Annotated in this window: 19 protein-coding genes; 9 read left to right on the forward strand and 10 right to left on the reverse strand. The window is 62.8% G+C overall.

The annotated features are described in order from the left end of the window. Nucleotide 1: 1 nt before the first annotated feature. Nucleotides 2-1,381 (reverse strand): serine hydrolase, encoded by a 1,380-nt coding sequence (locus EOC94_RS18715; protein WP_127292484.1) that lies wholly within the window; start codon nt 1,379-1,381, stop codon nt 2-4. A 222-nt stretch (nt 1,382-1,603) separates the two neighbouring features. Between EOC94_RS18715 and EOC94_RS18720 the strand changes: the two genes are divergently transcribed. Then, nucleotides 1,604-2,395 carry a GH25 family lysozyme gene (locus tag EOC94_RS18720; protein ID WP_095483313.1) on the forward strand — a complete coding sequence of 264 codons (792 nt, stop codon included), beginning with the start codon at nt 1,604-1,606 and terminating at the stop codon, nt 2,393-2,395. A gap of 79 nt (nt 2,396-2,474) precedes the next feature. Further along, a complete protein-coding gene (locus EOC94_RS18725; protein ID WP_095483473.1) occupies nt 2,475-3,650 on the forward strand; it encodes a lytic murein transglycosylase in 1,176 nt (391 codons plus the stop codon). A 224-nt stretch (nt 3,651-3,874) separates the two neighbouring features. Here EOC94_RS18725 and EOC94_RS18730 read toward each other — a convergent pair whose 3' ends face one another. Further along, a complete protein-coding gene (locus EOC94_RS18730; RefSeq protein WP_127292486.1) occupies nt 3,875-4,768 on the reverse strand; it encodes a LysR family transcriptional regulator in 894 nt (297 codons plus the stop codon). Nucleotides 4,769-4,899: 131 nt separating this feature from the next. On the opposite strand from EOC94_RS18730, the gene EOC94_RS18735 reads away from it, so the two are divergent. Further along, the gene (locus EOC94_RS18735; protein WP_095482943.1) at nt 4,900-5,631 is read left to right on the forward strand and encodes an SDR family oxidoreductase; all 732 of its coding nucleotides are present in this window, start codon (nt 4,900-4,902) and stop codon (nt 5,629-5,631) included. Between the two features lie 12 nt (nt 5,632-5,643). On the opposite strand, the gene EOC94_RS18740 is transcribed toward EOC94_RS18735, so the two are convergent. After that, a complete protein-coding gene (locus EOC94_RS18740; RefSeq protein ID WP_095482869.1) occupies nt 5,644-6,864 on the reverse strand; it encodes an alanine racemase in 1,221 nt (406 codons plus the stop codon). A gap of 218 nt (nt 6,865-7,082) precedes the next feature. Between EOC94_RS18740 and EOC94_RS18745 the strand changes: the two genes are divergently transcribed. Beyond that, nucleotides 7,083-8,000 (forward strand): DMT family transporter, encoded by a 918-nt coding sequence (locus tag EOC94_RS18745; protein ID WP_127292489.1) that lies wholly within the window; start codon nt 7,083-7,085, stop codon nt 7,998-8,000. 845 nt (nt 8,001-8,845) lie between these two features. On the opposite strand, the gene metF is transcribed toward EOC94_RS18745, so the two are convergent. Both metF and EOC94_RS18755 read right to left on the reverse strand, forming a co-directional pair. Beyond that, nucleotides 8,846-9,763 (reverse strand): methylenetetrahydrofolate reductase [NAD(P)H], encoded by a 918-nt coding sequence (metF, locus tag EOC94_RS18750; RefSeq protein WP_095482871.1) that lies wholly within the window; start codon nt 9,761-9,763, stop codon nt 8,846-8,848. Further along, nucleotides 9,763-10,785 (reverse strand): metalloregulator ArsR/SmtB family transcription factor, encoded by a 1,023-nt coding sequence (locus tag EOC94_RS18755; RefSeq protein ID WP_126105871.1) that lies wholly within the window; start codon nt 10,783-10,785, stop codon nt 9,763-9,765. The genes metF and EOC94_RS18755 overlap by 1 nt, the downstream gene beginning before the upstream one ends. A 143-nt stretch (nt 10,786-10,928) precedes the next feature. Between EOC94_RS18755 and tsaA the strand changes: the two genes are divergently transcribed. The 4 genes from tsaA to EOC94_RS18775 all read left to right on the forward strand — a co-directional run bounded on the left by tsaA (nt 10,929) and on the right by EOC94_RS18775 (nt 13,817). Continuing rightward, nucleotides 10,929-11,435 carry a tRNA (N6-threonylcarbamoyladenosine(37)-N6)-methyltransferase TrmO gene (tsaA, locus tag EOC94_RS18760; RefSeq protein ID WP_185928277.1) on the forward strand — a complete coding sequence of 169 codons (507 nt, stop codon included), beginning with the start codon at nt 10,929-10,931 and terminating at the stop codon, nt 11,433-11,435. After that, nucleotides 11,432-11,743, forward strand: a complete 312-nt coding sequence (locus EOC94_RS18765) for a DUF2293 domain-containing protein (protein ID WP_126105870.1) — start codon at nt 11,432-11,434, stop codon at nt 11,741-11,743. Before tsaA ends, EOC94_RS18765 begins: the two co-directional genes overlap by 4 nt. 123 nt (nt 11,744-11,866) lie before the next feature. Next, nucleotides 11,867-12,826: a D-amino acid aminotransferase gene (locus EOC94_RS18770; protein WP_127292493.1), complete on the forward strand. Its 960-nt coding sequence runs from the start codon at nt 11,867-11,869 to the stop codon at nt 12,824-12,826. 148 nt (nt 12,827-12,974) lie between these two features. Continuing rightward, complete coding sequence (locus EOC94_RS18775) at nt 12,975-13,817, forward strand: SDR family oxidoreductase (protein ID WP_127292496.1); 843 nt, start codon at nt 12,975-12,977, stop codon at nt 13,815-13,817. A 56-nt stretch (nt 13,818-13,873) separates the two neighbouring features. Here the strand turns inward: EOC94_RS18775 and EOC94_RS18780 are convergent, their stop codons facing one another. From EOC94_RS18780 to ettA, 4 genes are all read right to left on the reverse strand, one after another. Next, on the reverse strand, nt 13,874-14,491 hold the full coding sequence (locus EOC94_RS18780) for an MOSC domain-containing protein (RefSeq protein WP_127292498.1): 618 nt from the start codon (nt 14,489-14,491) through the stop codon (nt 13,874-13,876). Nucleotides 14,492-14,634: 143 nt separating this feature from the next. Then, the gene (locus tag EOC94_RS18785) at nt 14,635-15,756 is read right to left on the reverse strand and encodes a beta-ketoacyl-ACP synthase III (protein ID WP_127292501.1); all 1,122 of its coding nucleotides are present in this window, start codon (nt 15,754-15,756) and stop codon (nt 14,635-14,637) included. A gap of 95 nt (nt 15,757-15,851) precedes the next feature. Beyond that, nucleotides 15,852-16,640 carry a trans-aconitate 2-methyltransferase gene (gene tam / locus EOC94_RS18790; protein WP_127292504.1) on the reverse strand — a complete coding sequence of 263 codons (789 nt, stop codon included), beginning with the start codon at nt 16,638-16,640 and terminating at the stop codon, nt 15,852-15,854. Between the two features lie 45 nt (nt 16,641-16,685). Then, complete coding sequence (ettA, locus tag EOC94_RS18795) at nt 16,686-18,335, reverse strand: energy-dependent translational throttle protein EttA (RefSeq protein WP_126105864.1); 1,650 nt, start codon at nt 18,333-18,335, stop codon at nt 16,686-16,688. Between the two features lie 260 nt (nt 18,336-18,595). On the opposite strand from ettA, the gene EOC94_RS18800 reads away from it, so the two are divergent. Beyond that, nucleotides 18,596-19,891, forward strand: a complete 1,296-nt coding sequence (locus tag EOC94_RS18800) for a GGDEF domain-containing protein (protein WP_127292507.1) — start codon at nt 18,596-18,598, stop codon at nt 19,889-19,891. Between the two features lie 27 nt (nt 19,892-19,918). Here the strand turns inward: EOC94_RS18800 and EOC94_RS18805 are convergent, their stop codons facing one another. Next, complete coding sequence (locus tag EOC94_RS18805; protein WP_127292553.1) at nt 19,919-20,938, reverse strand: ribonuclease; 1,020 nt, start codon at nt 20,936-20,938, stop codon at nt 19,919-19,921. Nucleotides 20,939-21,046: the final 108 nt, after the last annotated feature.

A 21,046-nucleotide genomic window follows, 5' to 3' on the forward strand; every position in this document is an offset into this window, starting at 1 on the left:
TCTATTGCAGCGCCTTCACCAGCGCTGCCAGCATCATCTGCGGCCGGTAGCCGAGCTTGGCCGGTGTCAGCCCAAGCCGCACCACCACTAGCTGCTCCGAGGGGACGATGGCGATGGTCTGCCCGTCATGGCCCTCCATCCAGTAGGTGTCCCCAGGCAGGCCCGCAGCGGTGCCGGCGCCGGGGCTCTCCTCATCGCCCGGCCCCTCGATCCACAATTGGCCCCTGCCGTAGACTTTCGAGGCCGGTGCAGCTTCCCGCATCCAGTTGACGAAACCCGCAGGCAGGATCTCCTTGCCGTTCCAGACACCGTCCTGCAGCAGGAACTGGCCAAAGCGCGCCCAGTCGCGCGCGGTGGCGTAAAGATGAGACGAGCCGACGAAGGTGCCCTGCGCGTCGGCCTCCAGCACCGCGCTCTGCATGCCCAGCGGGTCGAACAGCGCAACCCTCGGCCACGCCAGCGCCTTGTCCTTGTCGCCGATGGCATCCTGCCAAAGCCTGGACAGCATCACTGCCGTGCCGCTCGAATAGGAAAACACCTTGCCGACCTCGCCGGTCAGCGGCTTGGATCCGGCAAAGCCGGCCATATCAGGCTCGAGATAAAGCATCCGCGTCACGTCGGCGACGTCGCCATACTCCTCGTTGAACTCCAGCCCGCTCGACATTGCCATCATATCGGCGAGGCTGATGGCAGCGCGGCCGTCCGTTTTCCAGGGTCCGAACAGCCCCTGGTTCGTCATCGCCATCTTGCCGTCTTTCACCACGGTGCCGACGATCGCGGCGTTTACCGTCTTGGTCATCGACCAGCCGAGCAGCGGTGTCTTCTCGGAAAAGCCGGCGCCATAACGCTCGGCGATGATGCGGCCGTTCTTGACCACCACCACCGCTCGCATACCGGCGCCAGTCATTGCGGGATCATCAAGGATTTGCGCGATTTCGGGGTTCTGCGAGGCGTCGACCTTGCCGCCGTCCGGCCAGAGCGCGTCGAGCGGCGGTGCCAGCGTCAGCGCCGCCCCGATGACCGCCTTGGCAGCGGTGACATTGCCGTCCGGAACCGACGTGCAGCCGAGCCCGTCACGAACGACCGCGACGCTCTTGCCGAACACGCCGAACAGCCCCGCCGAAACCGTGCCCTGCTTCTTGTCGACAGAGATCCTCATCAGCCTCAGCAATGGATGGCCTGGCGCCTGCACGTCGACGGCGAGCACCTCATTGGCATCGCGTCCGGCGATAAAGACATTCGAGCAGACGATCTTGGCCGAATAACCCGAGCCGACGCGGATCAGTTCCGGCGGCGCCAAATACAGCCAGGCGGCGAGTGCTGCGACCGCCAGCACGACCAGCCCGACCAGCCATTTCACCAGCCTTAGAACAGTCCGCATTTTCCGACTCCCCCGGACGCTCATCTATGTCATTGATTTGCCGCCATTGCTTCGGCAAAATCGCGGCTCCTGTCGAGCGCCGTGAACGGAATATCAACCATGATCGGCGATGACCAGGGATAGGAGCGGTCCTGTGGGGTGATCGCTTTGGGGGTACGGTCGAGGGGGCCACCTGCAGCAACAACCCATCAGCGGCCGGCTGAAACCGGTTCAGGAGTAGCGATGCGCCGTTTCGCGGCTTTCATCATGCTGACGTTGCTGGGTGCCTGCTCGACGGTCGACGATCTTGCCCCGTCGCTGCCGAGCGCCCCGACCGTTGCGGTGCGTGCACCCCGTTTTGACGACTCCGACCCGCATGAGTGGGAAAGCGGCGCGCCGTGGAGCTATGCCGTTCACGGCACCGACGTCTCCAAATACCAGACCTCGGTCGATTGGCCGGCGGCCAGGGCCAGCGGCATTTCCTTCGTTTTCATCAAGGCGACTGAAGGCGGCGATCGCTTCGACGAATATTTCGACGAGCATTGGAGCCGCACGAAAGCTTCGGGAATTCCGCGCGCGGCCTATCATTTCTACTATTTTTGCACGCCGGCCGCCACGCAGGCGCGCTGGTTCATCAAGAACGTGCCCAAAGACCGCTCGGCGATGCCGCCGGTTCTCGACATGGAATGGAACGCCAAGTCGCCGACCTGCAGGCTGCGGCCCGATGCGGCCACGGTGCGTAGCGAGATGAGCATATTCCTCGAAATCGTCGAAAGACACTATGGCAAGAAGCCGATCATCTACACCTCGATCGATTTCTTCGACGACAACGGCCTGTCGGCTTTCCGCGGCTACCCCTATTGGCTGCGCTCGGTGGCCGGGCACCCGCGCGAGAAATACGGTAGCCACCCCTTCACTTTCTGGCAGTACACCGGAACCGGCGTTGTGCCGGGCATGAGGGGCAATGCCGACATCAATGTCTTCAACGGCTCGGAAGCAGCCTGGAACAAGTGGCTGCGGCAGAACACCCGTTGACACCGGGCCTGCCGCCTGCTTTTCGACACAGCCAGTGAAGACGCCTGCAACCGCCGGTAATCTTCTTGGAAGGATGGCGATGCGATTGCGCTTGGAAATTCTCGCGGCGCTGCTTCTGGCCGCCACGGCGCCAGCGGTGGCACAGCAATGCGGCGGCGATTTCGAGGCGTGGAAGCAGGGCGTGGCGGCTGAGGCCAAGAGCGCCGGCGTCGGCACTGCCGGCCTTGAGGCGCTGGAAAACGCCACCGCCGATGAAAAGGTGCTAGCACGCGACCGCTCCCAAGGCGTCTTTACCCAGACCTTCGTTGAGTTCTCGAACCGTATGATCTCGTCCCATAGGCTGAAGCAGGGCGCGGCCAATCTGAAGAAATACGCGGATGTTTTTGCCCGCGCCGACCGGGAATTTGGCGTCCAGCCACCGATCATCGCCGCTTTCTGGGCGCTAGAAACCGATTTCGGCGCTGTGCAGGGCGATTTCCACACGCTGAACGCACTGGTCACGCTCTCGCATGACTGCCGCCGCCCGCAACTCTTCCGGCCGCAGATCACGCCGCTGCTGACCCTCATCGATCGCGGCGTCGTGCCGGCCGATGTCACCGGCGCTTGGGCGGGCGAAATCGGCCAGACGCAGATGCTGCCGTCCGACTATCTCGGCCGCGGCGTCGATGGCGACGGCGACGGTCTGGTCGACCTGCGCAGCAGCGCGCCGGACGTGATCATGACCACGGCCAACAAGATCATGTCGCGCGGCTGGAAACGCGACCAGCCCTGGATCGAGGAAGTCCGCGTGCCAGACGACATGCCATGGGACCAGACCGGCCGCACCAACAAGCTGCCGCTGACGCAGTGGGCTCAGTGGGGTGTCACCAACCCGAATGGCACGCCGCTTGTCGACAACGGCCTAAAGGCAGGTCTCGCGCTGCCCATGGGTCGCAAGGGACCGGCCTTCCTCGTCTACGACAATTTCGACGTCTATCTCGAATGGAACCAATCCTTCACCTATGCGCTGACCGCGGCAAATCTCGCCACGCGGCTGGCGGGCGCGCCGCAATTCGATCCGCGCAATCCCGAACCCGGCCTCAACGGCGACCAGATGAGGGCCTTGCAGACGAAGCTCGAGGCCAAAGGCTATGACGTGGGCACGGTCGACGGCATCCTGGGCACCAACACCCGCGAGGCGATCCGCAAGGAGCAGAAGCGGCTAGGCTTACCGGTCGACGGCTGGCCGACACCGGAGCTTTTGGGGAAGCTGTAGCTCCTCTTCCTTCTCCCCTGTGGGAGAAGGTGGATCGGCGCGCAGCGCCGAGACGGATGAGGGGTGTTGGAAGAAACGCCAGCGCCGCGATCCGTCCAGCACCCCTCATCCGACCGAGCTGCGCTCGGCCACCTTCTCCCACAAGGGGAGAAGGGAAGAACTCACCCTGCCATTGTCTCCAAGGCTGGCAAATCCCTGCGGCGCGTCACCTTCATCGAACGGCATCATCGCCTGGCAAGCAGGAAGTCGATGAAGACGCGCAAGGCCGGCGGAACCTGCCGGGAGCTCGTATGATATAGGTAGAAGCCGGGAAATCGGGGCGACCAGGCTTCGAGAAAACGGATAAGCTTGCCGGCCTCGATCCACGGCCGAACCTGGTATTCCAGCATGTAAGCCACGCCGACCCCGTCCAGGGCCGCCCCGATCATCAGTTCCGTGTCGTTGACCGTCAGACCGCCGTTCACGGCTATTTCCAAAGCGCGCTGGCCTCGCGCAAACTCCCATCGATAGATGTTGCCGCCACCGGGCCATTGGAAATTGATACATTCGTGATGATGCAGGTCAGCGGGATGGCGGGGTATGGGGTGATGCTCCAGATAGCTGGGCGCCGCTACCGCGGCCATCTCCAGCTCCTCGCTGAGCTTCACCGCCACCATGTCCTTATGCAGCCGCTCACCAAGCCTGATACCGGCATCGAATCGTCCCTCCACAATGTCGGTCAGCATGTCATCGATGATTATGGTGAGGGCAATATCGGGATAGGTGCGGCGGAAATCGCCGAGGATGGGCGCGATGAAACGCATCGCGGCAATGCGTGGAACATTGATGCGCAGCGAGCCTGCCGGTCGATCGCGTGAAGCATGCGCGTCGGCGACAGCCCCTTCGAGCTCGCTGAATGCCGGAGCGAGGCGGGCAAACAGCGTTTCGCCTGTTGCGGTCGGCGACACGCTGCGGGTCGTGCGGTTGAGCAGCCGGACACCGACACGCCCCTCCAGCCCGCGTATCGTCTGGCTAAGTGCGGATGGGGAAACCCTGAGCCTGGCCGCGGCGCGGACGAAGCTGCCTTCCTCGACGATCGCCGCAAACGCGTTCAGCTCGGAGAACTCGGTTCCTCGCATTATGTACCCCAAACTTAACAAGCCTATTCGATAATAGGCTATTATCTGAGCAATAGCATGCCCCTAACTTCGACATGGCACTGCCGCCCGATTTGGTGCGGCCGCACACCCAGACGAACAAAGGGACAGCTATGTATCGTTCGCTTGAAGGCAAAACCGCGCTCGTGACGGGCAGTTCGCGCGGCATCGGACGCGCCATCGCCGAGGGGCTCGCGGCAAACGGCGCGGCCGTGGTCGTCAACTATGTCGGTAACGAAAAAGCCGCTCAGGAAGCCGTTGCTGCCATCCGCGAGAATGGCGGAAAGGCCGTCGCCATTCGGGCCGATATCTCCAATATTTCCTACATAAGCCGGCTTTTCGATGAGACCGAAAAGCAGATGGGGCCAATCGACATCGTTGTCGCCAATGTCGGCGTCGCCGTCATAAAGCCGTTCGTCGAGGCCACCGAAGCCGATTTCGACCATGTCTTCGGCGCCAATGCCAAAGGCACCTTCTTCACGCTTCAGGAAGCAGCGCGCCGCGTGCGCGACGGTGGCCGCATCATCGCCGTCTCCACCGGTGGAACCAAAATGTTCTTCACGCAGACGGCCCTTTATCTCGGCAGCAAAGGGGCCGTCGAGCAGTTCGTCCGCGTCCTCTCGCGCGAGCTCGGACCGCGCGGCGTCACCGTGAATACGCTTTCGCCAGGCTTTACCGACACCGACCTGCTTCCGGAGCGGGACCGGGCCGTGGCCGCCGACATGTCGCCTTTCGGCAGGATCGGAGCGCCGCGGGATGTTGCCGATGTCGCGGTTTTCCTCGCCTCCGACGAGGCGCGCTGGCTGACCGGCGAGAACATCCAGGCCGGCGGCGGCGTAGCCTGACCTGCGTATGGCCTAATCCGCCATCGTCTCCAGGCTGGCAAACCCCTGCGGCGCGTCGCCTTCGTCGAACGGCGTTGTCACCTCGACGAATGTGTCGGGATAGAAGCCGTTGAACCGTGTCCTGAGCGACAACGAATAGGCGCCGATATGGCCGATCTCGATCCAGTCACCGGTATCGACCGTTTCCGGCAGCCAGAACGGCCGCGACAGGATGTCGACGGAATCGCAGGTCGCACCGCACACCTTGAACGGCACGATGGTCTTCTCCACGCCATTGCGCGAGCGGATCGCCGGGTCTGGAATGAAGCGCGCCGGCAGCGTGATCTTGCCGGTCCATGAATCCGACAGCGACGCCCAGATGCCGTCATTGATGTAGAGCCGCTTGCCCTTGCGCAGCAGCACGCGCACGATCAGCGACAGGCAGCGCGCCACGATCACCCTGCCCGGCTCCGCCACCAGCGGCATCTGGTCGAACTGGTATTCCTTCAAATCGCCCGACAGCCGCGACATGATCTGGCCGAGCGACGGCATCTCGATCAGCTTGCGGTTGGGATCATGGCCGTACTCGGCGGGAAAACCGCCACCGACGTCGAGCCCGGCAATGTCGAAGCTGACGCGGTTGCGCACCCAGTCGGCCGAGGCCAGCGCCCGCTCATAAGTGTCGGGATCCTCGATCTGGCTGCCGACATGAAAGCACAGCCCGACCTTGTAGCCCGTCCGGTTCAGCCTTTCGGCCAGATCGACCGCATTGGCCGGCCCGGCGCCGAATTTCTTCGACAACTCGTAAGCCGCCGATCCTTTCGTCTGGATGCGCACGAACACCGTGATCGCACCCGGATCGATATCGAGCGCCCGAACCACGCGGGTCAGCTTGGTGATCTCGTCCTCATGGTCGAGCGAGATAACGCGGATGCCATATTTCTCCAGCGCCAGCTTGATGTCCGACTGCGCCTTGACCGGATGCATGTAGAGCATCTCGGCGTCGGGCGAGACCGCGCGCACGGCGGCGAACTCACCGGGCGAGGCCACGTCGAAGGCATTGACGCCGGCCTCGACCAGCGCCTTCAGCACGATCTGCTCGCCATTGGTCTTGACCGCATAGGCGGTCTTGCCGGGAAACATGCCCATGAACTGCCTGGCGTCAGCCTTCAGCACCTGCGGGCGGAAGCAATAGATCGGATCGTCCGGGCGAAGCGCCAGCGCCGCCTCGCGGGCATTTTCGAATCGCTGCATGGACGAATCCCTTGACCTAGACTGCGCACAATTAATCCAACCTATGCGTTAATGAAAACAATTCTGTGTCTCGCGCCGCTGACGCTGCGGCGCTACGCCGGATGACAGGAAAGCTAGCCCACCGATCTGGTTTCGGGTGGCCCTTGCCATCGAACAGGATATGGCCTGAACAGACGCCTGATTGGCGTGGCATTCAGGGCCATCTGGGAGGACGATCCATGGCGATCACAACCACGACTGTAATGCGCGGCCCAATGGCCCTGAAAGACTGGGGGCAGCTTCTGCTGCTCGGTGCGATCTGGGGCGGCTCGTTCTTCTTTGCCCGCATTGCCGTTGCTGAGTTCCCCCCGCTGGTGCTGGTGCTGTTTCGCGTCGCCATCGCAGCGCTGGCGCTGCACCTCTATCTTGGCCTGCGCGGCCCGTCCTTCCGCCTCGCCTTGCCGCATGCCGGCCTGTTCTTCCTGCTGGCGCTCGTCAACAACGTCATTCCCTTCTCGCTGATCTTCGCCGGGCAGACCGAGCTTGGCGCCGGTGTCGCCTCGGTGCTCAATTCGACGACGCCGTTCTGGACGTTGATCCTCGCCAACGCGCTGACATCAGACGAAAAACTCTCCTGGAACAAGCTTGCCGGCATCGCGCTCGGCATCCTCGGCACAGCGGTGATGATCGGTCCCGGCCTGCTTGCCGGGCTCGGCGGACCGGTCTGGGCAAAATTCGCGCTGATCGGCGCGTCGCTGTCCTATGCCGTCGCCCTGATGGTGGCCCGCCGCTTCAAAGGCGTGCCGTCACCGATCATCGCCACCGGACAATTGACCGCCTCGACCATCATCATGATCCCGGTCGTGCTGCTCGGCTATGGCCCTGCCAACCTGTTTTCGGCCTCGCCGCCGGTCTGGGCGGCGGTGTTAGCGCTGGCGTTGCTGTCCACTGCCTTCGCCTACATTCTCTATTTCAACCTCGTCGCTTCGGCCGGCGCCACCAACGCCTCGCTGGTCACGCTCATCGTGCCGGCCAGCGCCATCCTGCTCGGTTTCCTGTTCCTGGGCGAACGGCTCGAACTGTTCGAGCTTGGCGGCATGGCGCTGATCGCGCTCGGCCTCGTCACCATCGACGGCCGCGTGTTCAGCCGACGGTAGCGTCATTCCTGCGACATCGGTTTCGGGAACGACGGGTTGGCTCAGATGAAGCTGCGTCCCGATAGGTCGGTTCATGATGCCGGCGAGCGGCACAGCCTGGCCTTGAGCGAGCACGCCCCCCTGCTCCACCTGTATGATGTCATCGGGAAAGACGTCGTCGATCCGTAGCACCCGCGACCCTTCGTAGAACCTGCTCATCAGTTGGCACCCGCGGGATTTTCGACGAGGACGGGGCCGGCGATCGGCGGAGCTGGAATGGTTGCTGTCATGGTTCCAAACGCGCCCTTGCAGACCGGACGTTGGCTAAACGCCTCGTGTTACATTGCTTTACGCTGGGTCAAGATAAAGCAAGCCGCGCATCGGGACAGTCGTCATATGCCGACTGTCGGCAATCCTGATTTCAGAACCGAAAGTCCGCGCAAAAGACGAATCCGGCTTTTGGGCCGACGCGGTAGCGCTGCCAGCCTCGATATTGCCCAGGCGTCGCCACAATTTATTCACAGGTCCGAAGCCGGCTTTTGCCGAAGAGTTTCAATGCCTAACGGCAAAGAGCCGGTCGCAAATTCCACAATGTCGTCGCATTGCAACATATTTTCCGCTTGCCTGTGGCACAAATGACCCTAGACTCTGGCCATAGCTCTTTAAGAGGAGGCTATGACATGGGACTCACGAGGCCAATCAACGCATTGATGATTTGTGCTGCATTTGCATTTATCGGAGCCCTGATTATGGGCTTTCTTCCGTAAGACCCGCCAAGCGACGGAAGGCCAGCACCGAATAGTCCAACTCATTGAAAAGGCCGGGTTTTTACCCGGCCTTTTTGGTTTTCAAAACGGCGATAGAGATTACGCCGCGGCAGACCCCGCAGCTTCCGCCTCATGCGAGCGGATGCCGATCATGTGGCAGATGGCGAACACCAGATCGGCGCGGTTCATGGTGTAGAAGTGGAAATCGCCGACCCCGCGCTCGACAAGGTCGAGCACCTGCTCGGCCGCGACGGCCGATGCCACCAGCGCGTGCGTCTGCGGGTCCTTCTGCAGCCCGTCGAAGCGCTCGGCCAGCCATGCCGGCACCAGCGCGCCGGCGCGCGACGAGAAATTGGCCACCTGGGTGAAATTGTGGACCGGCAATATGCCCGGCACGATCGGTATGTAGATGCCGGCCCGCCGCGCCCGCTCGACATAGCGCTCATAAAGATCATTGTCGAAGAAGAACTGGGTGATCGCCCGCGTCGCGCCATTGTCGACCTTGCGCTTCAGCATGTCGATGTCGGTGGCGAAATCCGGGCTCTCCGGATGCTTTTCCGGATAGGCGGAGACCGAGATGTCGAAATCGCCGACACCTTTCAGCGCCCCCACCAGTTCGGCACCGTTGGCGTAGCCGTCCGGATGCGGACGGTAGGCGGCGCCGACGCCCTCGGCCGGATCGCCGCGCAAGGCGACGAAGCGGGTGACACCCATCTCGGCGAATTCCTGAATGACCTCATCGACCTCGTGACGCGCCGCGTTGACGCAGGTCATGTGCGCCGCCGGCGTCAGCGCCGTTTCGTTGAGGATGCGCTTGACCGTGCGCGCCGTGCGCTCTCGCGTCGAGCCGCCGGCGCCATAGGTGACGGAGACGAATTTCGGCTTGAGCGGCTCCAGCCGGGTGACTGTGTCCCACAGCCTTGCTTCCATCTCGTCGCTCTTCGGTGGGAAGAACTCGAATGAAACCCGGATCTTGTCGCCAATGTCAGGGCGGCGGGAGAAGCGGAACTGGTTCATCAGGCGGTTTCCCCTATCGGATAGGCATTGGCCGGTTGTGCGTGGCTGGAAGGATCGGCGATCAGCATGCGCTGGTCACGGCCGAGCCACAGCTTTACGGTGAGCCTGGCCTCGTTGCCGCCGCGCGGCTCGAATTCCTGGCTGTCCTCGAGGTCGAGCCCGGCCTCGGAAAACCACTCAGTGATCTGCCGGTCGGAAAAGCCGAGCCGCACATGCGCGTGTGCATCGCGCAGGAATTCCAGCGCATGCGGAGCGAAATCGACGATCACTAGCCGGCCTGCCGGGCGCAACAGCCGTGCTGCCTCGCGGATGGCGCGGGCGGGATCGTCGAGATAGTGCAGCACCTGGTGGATGGTGACGAGATCGAAGGCATCGCGCTCGACCGGCGGCGCGAAAATGTCGCCCTGGCGCACCTGCGCATTCGAAATGCCGGCTTTGTCGAGGTTGGCGCGCGCCACGGTCAGCATCTCGCGCGACATGTCGATGCCGATGCCGCGCCGGTAGAGCGGCGAAAAGATTTCGAGCAGCCGCCCGGTGCCGGTGCCGAGATCGAGCATCGACTGGAACGGCCGCTTGCCGACGAGCTTGAGCAGCGCTGCCTCCACGGCGCGGTCCGGCACATGCAGCGAGCGGATATGATCCCAGCTTGCGGCGTTTACGGAGAAATACTCGGCAGCGCGATCCTGCCGCTTGCGCTTGACCGCTGCCAGCCGCTCGAGGTCACGCTCGACCTGCGGGTCGGCGCCACGGATGCCGGAAACCAGCCTGAGCACGAAATCGCGCGCCGCATCCGAATCCGACAGCCGGAAGAAAGCCCACGAGCCCTCCTGGTAGCGGCCGATCAGTCCGGCCTCCAGCAAAAGCTTCAGGTGGCGCGAGACGCGCGGCTGTGACTGGCCGAGAATTTCGGTGAGATCGGAAACGGTCAGGTCGCCGCGCGACAGCAGCGCCAGGATGCGCAGCCGGCTGGATTCGGCCGCCGCCTTCAAGGTATCTACCATAGTGTCGAGAGCGACATGCATGCGAGCATTCTCTTTGAAAAAGATATAAACATATGTTTATGTCGATTTTGATGGCCTTGCAAGCGCTATGTCGCTTCCGGACAAGAAAATGACGCATGCGTGGTGGATTGCGCAAAGCTGGAAGCATGATCGAGGCGAAAACTATGTTCGAGACGCGCAACGGCGAAAAGCTTCTGGACACCGATCCGGCTGATATGCCGCCGGACGGCCATATCGTCTTCATCGGCCGTATCGCCTCGCCCTGGACCGCGCGGGAAACTTGCCCCAAGAACATGAAAGCCGCGCGGGAGACGGGACAGCCGGCGGTTCTCATGATCGACCAGCCCTATCGTGACGGACTGCTCGGGCTGGAGCGTGCCAGCCACGTCATCATCCTGTCCTGGCTCCACCACGCGCCGCGGGTCCTGATTGTCCAGAAACCCCGCCATGCGGCTGAACCGAAAGGCGTTTTTTCGCTGCGCTCCCCTGCCCGGCCGAACCCGGTCGGGCTGCATATCGCCAAGCTCATCGCACTCGACATCGACACCGGCCGCATCGATCTCGACGCCATCGACGTGCTCGACGGCACGCCGGTCATCGACATCAAGCCTTATTTCGCTTCGACCGACGCCTTTGCCGAGGCGACGTTTGCCGGACGAGACGGGCAATGAGCGCGCCGACCGGCCGACGCCGGGCCATCGCCAAGGCGCTGACAGCCCTTCTGCCGCTGGCGCCCTATGCCGATATGGAAAAGATCCGCGCTGACGCCGGCGCGGTGCACATGAAGACCTTGCCGCCGACGATCGCCGTGTGGCTGGCGACGACAGCCCATATCCGTCATGTGCACACCGACTACGAAAAGCTTCTGGCCGAAGGCTACGACCGCGACGCGGCGCGTTTCTTCGTCATTGAACAGACCAACATTGTGCTGACCCGCTGGCGCGCCACGCGTCTGCTCGATGACAACGAGGAAGAATAGCTGGTTCTTCGATGGCCCAGCAGCCAATGGTCCAGTGGCAAGCCCAGCCTGTGTCTTGTGCCACCCACCGTGCCGCTCTATCCCGCCATCTGGTCGGCGAAAAACGACCTGACGGAGGACGTGATGAGCAAGTCGATCGATCCGCATGCCAAACCACTGCCTGAGCTCTCCGCCCATCATACAGACCCGCACTCCTATCCGGATGGCGTTGCCTTCCTGGACGGGCAATATCTGCCGATGTCGCAAGCCAAGATCTCGGTGCTGGATTGGGGCTTCCTGCATTCCGACGCGACTTATGACACGGTGCATGTCTGGGATGGTCGCTTCTTCCGCCTCGACCTGCATCTCGATCGCTTCTTCGGTGGGCTGGAAAAGTTGCGCATGACGATCCCGTTCGACCGCCAAGGCGTGGCCGAAATCCTCCACAATTGCGTGGCGCTGTCGGGTCATCGCGCCGCTTATGTCGAGATGCTGTGCACGCGCGGCGCCTCGCCGACCTTCAGCCGCGACCCGCGCGACGCCGTCAACCGCTTCATGGCTTTCGCCGTTCCCTTCGGCTCGGTCGCCAATGCCGAGCAATTGCAGCGCGGCCTTCATGTGGCGATCAGCGACAAGGTGCGCATCCCACCGGCCTCGATCGACCCGGCGATCAAGAACTATCATTGGCTCGACCTGGTGCGAGGCCTCTACGACGCCTATGACCGCGGCGCGGAGACGGCACTGGTCCTCGATTTCAACGGCAATGTCGCGGAAGGCCCCGGCTTCAACGTCTTTTGCGTGGACGATGGCAAACTGTCGACGCCGGCCGTCGGCGTGCTGCCCGGCATCACCCGCCGCACCGTCTTCGATCTCTGCGCGGAGGCAGGGCTTGCCGTGACAGCGGCCGATGTCAGCGTCGCTGTGCTGCGTCAGTCCGACGAGGTCTTCATCACCTCGACTGCCGGCGGCATCATGCCGGTGACGATGATCGACGGTGTTCCAGTTGCGGACGGCAAGGTCGGCGCGATTACCAGCCGCCTTATGGCGATCTATTGGCAGAAGCACGAGGACCCCGCCTGGTCGAGCCCGGTGCGCTATCCCTGACCAAGCCTGGCCGGCTCTCGTGCATCGGCTCTCATCAACAAAATGTGCTCTACCTTGGATAGGCCGGGAATGCTTCGTATATGCCGGAAACGGAGAAGCCTCCGTTTACCTGACAACAAAGACCCGCAAGGGCAGGAACTGGTGGATCATGACACACAAGGTTTGGTTTATTACCGGGTCGTCGAAGGGTTTCGGTCGCGTCTGGGCAGAAGCAGCACTCGCCCGCGGCGACCGCGTCGCGGCAACGGCCCGCAATGTCGGCACGCTTACCGACCTCGTCGACAAATATGGCGACCGTATCGCCGCAATTAAGCTCGACGTCACCGACAAGACGGCCGTTGATGCCGCCATTGCCGAAGCGCATAGCCGCTTCGGCCGGCTCGACGTCGTCATCAACAATGCCGGCTATGGCCATTTCGGTGCCATCGAGGAAGTCAGCGAACAGGAAGCCCGCGATCAGATCGAGACCAATGTGTTCGGCGCCCTTTGGGTGACCCAGGCTGCCCTGCCGATCATGCGAGAGCAGCGTTCCGGCCACATCATCCAGATCTCGTCGATCGGCGGCGTCAACGCCTTTGCGTCGCTCGGCCTCTATCATGCGTCGAAATGGGCGCTGGAAGCGTTTAGCCAGTCGCTCAGTATCGAGGTCGCGGAGTTCGGCATCCATGTGACGCTTGTCGAGCCGGGCGGGTTCTCCACCGACTGGGCCGGCCCGTCCGCCAAGATTTCCACAGCGATCGAGGCCTACGCGCCCGCCCGCGCCAAGATGGCCGAGCGCCGAGCCAACTCAGTAGCCGGCGATCCCGAGGCCACTGGCCCGGCGATGCTGGCGATTGTCGACGCCGCCGAGCCGCCGCTGCGGGCATTCTTCGGCGATGGCGGCCTGCCGATGATCCGCCAAGAATACGCCAACCGCATCGCGCTGTGGGAAAAATGGGATCACGTGTCCGTCATGGCGCAGGGCGAGAACAAGAACCGCAAGGCCGCCTAGAGGCGATCCGGAAATCGCTACGCCGCCATGGCGGCGTAGCCCCAGTCTCACCTGCCCTAAGCTCGGTAAATCCACTGCTCCGGCACGCGCACCGAAATCTCCTCGCCGGCCGTGATGCGGCCTGGCTTTTCGACCCAGGCGACGAGGCCGCGCAACCGCTTTGCCGCCTTCGGAAACATCAGCGCGCCGGCCTCATGATCGGCCATTCCGGCATTTTCGGCGACCGAGCGTCCGGCGATGCGGCAAGGCCCGTTCTGCGCGTCGACCTTGATGGTGACGCCGCCTTTGAAGAACAGCAGCGTGCCGGACGGCAGCATGGAGAGATGCGGCAAGCCTTCGATCAACAGGTTGGCGCCGATCCACTCCGGCTTGATCTCCGCCAGCCTCATCCGCTCCGCAACGACAGCAAGCTCGTCCGCTGCCACAACAGACAATTGCCGCTCGTTGCGCATTTCGGTCCCGCGTGGATACCAGGGTTCGCGCCCGCCGGAGCGCCGCGTCGCGCCGGCGTGGAAATCGCCGTCGATGCCATCAAAGCCAAGCCGCAATTCATCCACCGCGCGGGTCTCGAAGTGACCCGATGGCGCGACGTAAAGCGCTGCCACCTGCGCGGCAAGCTTCCGCGCCGGGATGATTTCGACCGGACTTTCGGCCTCGGGGAAGAGATCCAGCATAGGCTTCGCTCCTTGCGTGATGCCGCGCAATTAGCCGCAGTCAGCTCATCAGGTCCAGTCTAAAGCGCTGATGCTCCGATCAAGGAGACTGATGCGATTGTACCGGCGCCCTCTAATACTGGTGCCGTTCGCGCCAAAATAGATCAGAGCATGCGCAATAGCGCCCCGCCAATCGAATAGCCGGCACCGAAGGCGCAGAGCAGGCCGTAGTCTCCGGCCTTCATGTCGGCGTGGTTCTCCGACAGGGCGACGATCGCGCCGGCGCCGGCGGTGTTGCCGAGGCGCTCCAGCACCATCGGTGCGCGGTCATGATCGACCTCGTGACCGAACGACAATTTTAGGATCATGGCGTTCATCCGGGCATTGGCCTGATGCAGCCAGAAGCGCCGGATTGCTTGCGGCGTCAGCCCGTGCTCGGCCAGGAACTCGACGATGAACTTGTGCCCGGCGACGGTGACTTCCTTGAACACCTTGTTGCCGACCTGCTTGATCAAATTACCTTCCAGATTGATCATGTATGGATCGTCCTGGGCGGTGCGCGTGTGGTAGCCGAGATTGGTGCGGATATTGTTGGACATCTGCGTCCAGGTGCGCGTGTCGAGCACTTCAAAACGTCCGGGCCGCTTCTCGCCCTGGGCAAGTCCCTCGACGACCATCGAAACCGAAGCATCGCCGAAGATGAAATGCGTCTGCCGGTCGCGGAAATTGAGATGACCGGTGATGATCTCGGGCGTCGTCACCAGCACGCGCCTGTGCGCGCCGGCCCGCACCAGATTGACCGCAATGTGCAATGCCGCCGCCGCCGACGAGCAGCCAAGCCCCATGTCGAAGCCGGCGCCCTTCGTGCCCATCGCCTGCTGCATCTCGATGGCGATCGCCGGATAGGGCCGCTGGTGATGCGACGCCGAACAGATCACCAGGTCGATATCTCCAGGCTCCAGGCCGGCATGGTCGAGCGCTTTCCTGGCCGACGCGATGCCGAACTCGGCTTCCAGCGACAGCGCATCGTCCGGCCGCGCCGGTATGCGCGGCGCCATGCGGGTTGGGTCGAGAATGCCTTCTCGCTCGATCACATGGCGGGTCTGCACGCCCGAAGCATGAACGATGAAGGCGCTGTCCGACTTTTGCAGCAGCGTCTCGCCCAAAGCCTGGCGGCGGACATTCTCCATGTCGACCCAGGCATTGAAGCTGCCGACCAGTTCTTCATTGGTGATCGAAGGCTCGGGGATTTCAACGCCGATGCCGCTGATGATGACGCGATGCATTTCCAGTTCGTCCCCATGCGCAGGCGTTGCGGCTTGATGTGGGCGCCGCGAGAGCTCGGCGCAACATCTTTCGCATCAAGCAAGTTTATGCGGGCTTAAATCAAGTGCCTGAGCAAAGCGGCGCGCCGCGCGACGATGAAGAGGCGGGGAAAGCGCAGCAGCACCTTGCCGTTCGCCGTCTTCGGATAGGCTTGCGCGATCGCTGCCGTGTAGCGGTTGAGGAAAAGCCGCCGCTCGTCCTCGTCGAGCGGATCGAGGAACGGCTTCAGCCCAGTCGACTTCAGCCACTCGACGATGGCTTCGGCATCGGCCAGCGGGTGATTGTAGGCCGTGTGCCAGATGTCGAGCCGGTCGGAGAACGGCGACAAAAGATCGTAGTAGAACGACACCGGCGGCAGTTGCCCGCGCGCAGCACCCTTGAGCTTGTCGGCAAACGGCATTTCGGCCGCCGTCTCCCGCATCAGCCGGTGCGACGGTTCACCCATATTGTCGGGCATCTGCACGGCAAGCGCGCCGCCGGGCGCCAGAAATCCCATCAGCCGCTGGAAGATCGCCGGATGCTCCGGCAGCCACTGGAAAACAGCATTAGCAAAGATCACGTCGACAGGTTTTTCGGGCTGCCACGCCGCCGCATCGGCCAACTCGAAGGTTACGTCAGGCAAACGCGCCTTCGCCTTCTCGATCATATCAGGCGAGGTGTCGAAGCCGCTGACCTGCGCGCTCGGCCAGCGCTCGACCAGCAATTCGGTCGAATTGCCCGGCCCGCAGCCAATGTCGACTACCCGGCGCGGCATCTCCACCGACACCTGCGCGACAAGATCGCGCGACGGCCGCGTGCGCTCGTCCTCGAATTTGAGATATTGGGCAGCGGACCAGTCGGCCAATTCAGCTCCTCAGATCATTCGAGAATTCGCCGCCCGATGCGCACTCTACCTCGTCAGCCGCTTATACGTCATGCGGTGCGGGTTGACGGCATCGGGGCCGAGCCGGCGGATCTTGTCCTGCTCGTAATCCTCGAAATTGCCCTCGAACCATTCGACATGGCTATCGCCCTCAAAGGCAAGAATGTGCGTCGCCAGACGGTCGAGGAACATGCGATCGTGCGAGATGATGACGGCGCAGCCGGCGAAGTTTTCCAGCGCGTCTTCGAGTGCTGCCAGCGTTTCCGTATCGAGATCGTTGGTCGGTTCGTCGAGCAGCAGCACGTTGCCGCCGGTCTTCAGCATCTTGGCCAGATGCACGCGGTTGCGCTGGCCGCCGGAAAGGTTGCCGACCTTCTGCTGCTGATCGCCGCCACGGAAATTGAACGACGCGCAATAGGCGCGGGTGTTGGCCTCGAACTTGCCAAGCTTGACCACTTCGGCGCCGCCCGAAATTTCTTCCCACACGGTCTTGGTTGGGTCGAGTGCGTCGCGGCTCTGGTCGACGTAACCGAGCTTGACCGTCTCGCCGACGCGGATCGTGCCGGCATCCGGCTTTTCCTGGCCGGTGATCATGCGGAACAAAGTCGTCTTGCCGGCGCCGTTCGGGCCGATGACGCCGACGATGCCGCCCGGCGGCAGCTTGAATTCGAGATCGTCGATCAGCAGCGTGTCGCCAAAGCCCTTCGACAGATCGTCGACCTCGATCACCACATTGCCGAGCCGCTCGCCATGCGGAATGACGATCTGTGTGTCGCTCGGACGCCGCTTGTCGGCTGCATCCAGCAGGTCCTGGAACGCCTGGATGCGCGCTTTCGACTTGGTCTGCCGGGCCTTCGGGCTGGACTGGATCCACTCGCGCTCGCGGCCGATCGCCCGCTGGCGCGCATCGTCCTCGCGGCCTTCCTGCTTGAGCCGCTTGGCCTTGGCTTCGAGATATTTGGTGTAGTTGCCCTCATAGGGAATGCCGCGGCCACGGTCGAGCTCGAGGATCCAGCCGGTGACATTGTCGAGGAAGTAGCGATCGTGGGTGATGATCATCACGGCGCCCGGATAGGCACGCAGATGCTTTTCCAGCCACGCCGTGGTCTCGGCATCGAGATGGTTGGTCGGCTCGTCAAGCAGCAGAAGGTCAGGCTGGCGCAGCAGCAGCTGGCAAAGCGCAACGCGGCGGCGCTCGCCACCCGACAGCTTGGTGACGTCGGCTTCCTTGGGCGGACAGCCCAGCGCTTCCATCGCCATCTCGACCTGCTGTTCGAGATCCCACAGGTTGAGCCGGTCCATCTCGTCCTGGAGCTTGGCCGACTCGTCGGCCGTCTCGTCGGAATAGTTCATCATCAATTCGTTGTAGCGCTCGATGATGGCGGTCTTGGCGGCGACGCCTTCCATGACGTTCTCGAACACGGTCTTGCTCGCATCGAGTGCCGGCTCCTGCGCCAAGTAGCCGACGGTCGCGCCTTCGGCCAGCCACGCCTCACCGCTCCACTCCTTGTCGATGCCGGCCATGATCTTGAGGATCGTCGACTTGCCGGCGCCGTTCGGGCCGAGGATGCCGATCTTGGCGTCCGGGTAGAAGGAGAGATGGATATTCTCGAGCACCTTCTTGGTGCCATAGGCCTTGTTGAGGCCGGCCATGTGATAGATGAACTGGCGTGCCACGCGCGCTTTCCCTGAAAAGTCGACTGGAATGTCGGATTGAATGGAAGTTGCGCGCTATGTAGGCGATGCCGCGCCGAACGGCAAACTGTTTTGGCATTTGTGGCTCATCTTCGGGCCGAAGACGCTCATCGAACTGTCGCCGCTTTCGGTTCGCTGCATAGCCCGGCGCAAGCTCCGGTTAACCATTCCGCGTCAAAAAGGTGTCGGATGGGGAATCGCCGGCAAGCCGCGATTTCTGCAGAGAGATCGGATCGACGGCGTTGTTGAACAGTTGCCTGCTCCTTGCCGAAGCGGTTCTCTATTTCGGTGTCATGGTCACGCTTTTCCGGTTCAGGCACCGCATCGGCCTCGGCGTGTTTGTCTGCGCCCTCGGCGTCATGCATTTCCTCGAAACCTACCTCGCCAGCGTCTTTTACGTCGCGCTACCGTTCGGCATGGTTTCGCCCGGTTCCGCCGTGCTGTTTTCCGGCAAGCTGGTGATGCTCCTGCTGCTTTACATCAAGGAGGATGCGGCAACCGTCCGGCAGCCGATCTACGGCCTGTTGCTCGGCAATGCCCTGATGATCGGGCTTGTGCTCGTCCTGCGCCTGCATGAGATCGCACCGCTTCCCAGTGGCAAGCTTCCCGACATCGGCTTCATCGACCAGATGGGCTGGCTGATGGTGTGGGGCACGATGCTGCTCTTCGTTGACGCCATCCTGATCATCCTGCTCTACGAAAAGCTTGGGCGTTATCTTCGCAAGGCGCTTTTTACCCGCATCCTGGTCTCCGTCGCCTGCGTGCTGACATTCGACCAGGCTGGGTTTTTCACCGCGCTGCACTTCGTCACCGGCGCACCGATCGCGGTTTTCTTCGGCGGCTGGTTCGCCAAGATGGGCGCGGCGCTTGCCTACAGCATCATGCTTGTCGCTTACATCAGATGGTTCGAGGCGCGGCAGATCCCGGCCCCGCGCGGGCTGTCCGACATATTCGACACGCTGACCTACCGCGAGCGCTATGAGGCGCTGATCGAGCATGTCGGCCGCGACGGCCTCACCGGCCTGCTGCACAGAGGACGCTTCGACAGCGACGGCGAAGCGGCCGTTGCCGCCGGCCTGCGAACGGCCAAGCCGCTCAGCCTGCTGATCATCGACGTCGACCACTTCAAATCGATCAACGACCGCTTCGGCCACGCCGAGGGCGACAAGGTGCTGAAATCCGTCGCCGCCCTGCTCGGCGAGATTGTCGGTCCCGAGGATCAGGTGTTCAGGATCGGCGGAGAGGAATTCGCCATCCTCTGCTCACGTCCGCATTCGGTCGCCAGGCTGCTTGGCGAAAGCATCAGGCACGCGGTCAAGACATCCGCAAACACCAGCCGGTTCGACATCACCGTCAGCGCCGGCATCTCCACCGTCAGCGAGACTACCCGCTGCCTTGCCGATCTTTTTGCGCTGGCCGACCAGCGCCTCTACAAGGCCAAATCGACCGGACGCGACCGCGTCGTCGGCGAACCGGGCGGCCACGAGGCCGAGAGCCTCACCGCGTGGACCAGGTCAGGGCGCAGCGCCGAAGCATAATTTCCGGCCTGCCTGCTGGCTTGCCTGTCATTGGAATCCTGTGGAATCGACAACGCCTTTCGGGCAGCCGGCTTTGCTTGTCGGCGCGGCAGCCTGCATCAGGTCGCCGAGCCGACTGCTCGGACCGATTGGGCCGGTGAGGCCAAGCGTCAGCTCACCGATCAGCCGCCTACCACTCGTCGAATCGACCAGGCAGGATACCCGGACCCGCTCACCTGCCCCGGCGCCAAACGCGCTATCGAAGGTACTGCGGATCCGATCCGACGTCAGTTGCTTGCCGATGTTCTTTGCGAACAGATCACGCACCGGCGAAGCATTTACCGCGCGCATCAGGTTCAGCGCATCGGAGAAATACGCTTGCTGGCCCTTGCCGTAACAGGTGCCATGCTTGATCCACTCATGTCTTTCCAAGTCGGATGCGGTGCCGGGCATCACCCGATCGAGCTCCGAACGCGTGTTCGGGTCGAGTTCGACCGGCGGCAGGTCCTGCCAGTGCGCCGGATTGTCGTTCGCCTTGTCGGCCGCTGCCACCTGGCAATAGAAATTTCCGTTCGGCTGCGGCCACAGCCCGTGCAAAGTGAAGTGCGTGGCGTCGAAACCGGCCGCGGTCTGCGCCTTGCATTCAGTCTTGCCGGGCCTGGTTTCACAAAAGGCCGGCTGCCAGCTCAGCGCGAGGACATATTCGGGCTTTCCCGAAGCCGGCGCAGCAGGCTTCTCCCGGTCAACCGGCGCAGGTGCTGCCGCTTCCGTGGATGCGCTGCCACCCGAAACATGGCCGCAATCGACCTTCACCCAGCGGCGCTCCGGATCGGCCCCCGGCACGCGGATCAGATAGTGCGTGGGGGCATCCTTGTTGCCGGCCAGAAGCTCGTAGCTCTGTCCCGCATCGGTCGAGATATTGCCAGGGTTCTTGCCGCTCTTGATGGCCTGCGTCGCTGGACAGCTGGCGTCGGCCACGAAAGAGTCGCTCATCTTGACCTCGGCCCGCGCAGCACCCGTCAGCAACGCGGCGACAAGCGCCAATCCGAAAACCAGACCTGTCCGCATGCGCATAAAAGAACCCCCGTTTGAAAAGTGCTGCGGCAACAGACTGCCGCCCTCTCTCGGTATCAAATTCTCCATGTCAGAATTGCGATACCGCGCGTTGCGACGCAA

It is taken from the genome of Mesorhizobium sp. M6A.T.Ce.TU.016.01.1.1 (assembly GCF_003997065.1).
In the GTDB taxonomy this organism is placed as follows: Bacteria; Pseudomonadota; Alphaproteobacteria; order Rhizobiales; family Rhizobiaceae; genus Mesorhizobium; species Mesorhizobium mediterraneum.